The organism is Methylobacterium sp. J-077 (assembly GCF_022829365.1).
In the GTDB taxonomy this organism is placed as follows: domain Bacteria; phylum Pseudomonadota; class Alphaproteobacteria; order Rhizobiales; family Beijerinckiaceae; genus Methylobacterium.
The window spans coordinates 1-513 of the sequence record NZ_JAKSYJ010000147.1 but is presented as its reverse complement, the minus strand read 5'-3'; the positions used below and the strand labels follow the sequence as shown (position 1 = coordinate 513).

The window sequence follows — 513 nt, the reverse complement described above, 5'->3', positions numbered from 1 at the left end:
AACTCGTCACCCGCCACCTCGCCGTCAGCCACGATGACGTTGGCTGCGGCCGAGATCCCAGCCTGCATCAGCGCTTCGTCGCCGGCATAGGCCGTGACGGTCCGACCGAAGCGGGTCAGCAGATCCTTGAGGGCGTTCATCACGATCCAATCGTTTTTCAGACAGCAGCCCTACAGCAGCGCAAGCGACATGCTACGACGCCTGCCTGGGCTTGCTTTTCAAGCAGGGCTCGCGTTTGGCAGCTTCGAATGACCCAGCTGGCAGAGCTACAGAATGATCCCGCATTCCGACAGGCGATGTTGGCCGTGCGGGGCGCTTCCAGCACCCTTTGCGGACGAGAGGTGACTGAGGCAGAAACTCAGTTCCTCGTGGGCATTGTGCTGGCCACCTTCGCGAATGCCGGTAACCTGAACGAGCCGAGCGTCAGTCATCTCGCGCGCTTCTCTGGCAAGCTAGGGGCGAGCGAGACCGTCGATAGCCTGACTCAGCACTGAGCATCGAGAGATACCCCGC

Annotated in this window: 1 protein-coding gene; it reads left to right on the top strand. The window is 61.6% G+C overall.

What is annotated here, in order from left to right; translation table 11 throughout:
* The first annotated feature begins 248 nt into the window (after positions 1-248).
* Complete coding sequence (locus MKL11_RS33580; protein ID WP_243945676.1) at positions 249-494, top strand: hypothetical protein; 246 nt, start codon at positions 249-251, stop codon at positions 492-494.
* Positions 495-513: the final 19 nt, after the last annotated feature.